The organism is Bradyrhizobium uaiense (assembly GCF_010811875.1).
GTDB lineage: Bacteria > Pseudomonadota > Alphaproteobacteria > Rhizobiales > Xanthobacteraceae > Bradyrhizobium > Bradyrhizobium uaiense.
The window spans coordinates 1-249 of record NZ_VKHP01000773.1 but is presented as its reverse complement, the minus strand read 5'-3'; the positions used below and the strand labels follow the sequence as shown (position 1 = coordinate 249).

The 249-nt window shown below is 63.9% G+C and carries 1 pseudogene; it reads left to right on the top strand.

What is annotated here, in order from left to right:
- Window positions 1-249 (top strand): annotated as a pseudogene (locus tag FNJ47_RS47405) (IS5/IS1182 family transposase); the annotation flags it as partial.

Below are 249 nucleotides of genomic sequence, written 5' to 3'. Positions count from 1 at the left end.
CGCTGACCGCGGGTCAGAAGGGCGATGCACCGCAAGCCGCCGCATTGATCGAAGGCTTGTCCGCCGAGGTCGTCATGGCCGACGCCGCCTATGACGCCGATCACTTGCGCCAAGCCATCGCCGCCAAGGGCGCGCTCGCCGTCATCCCCAACAATCCGTCACGCGCACTCAAGCATCCGCTCGACAAGCATCTCTATGCCCAGCGCCATCTCGTCGAATGCTGCTTCAGTAAGCTCAACCAGTTCCGCC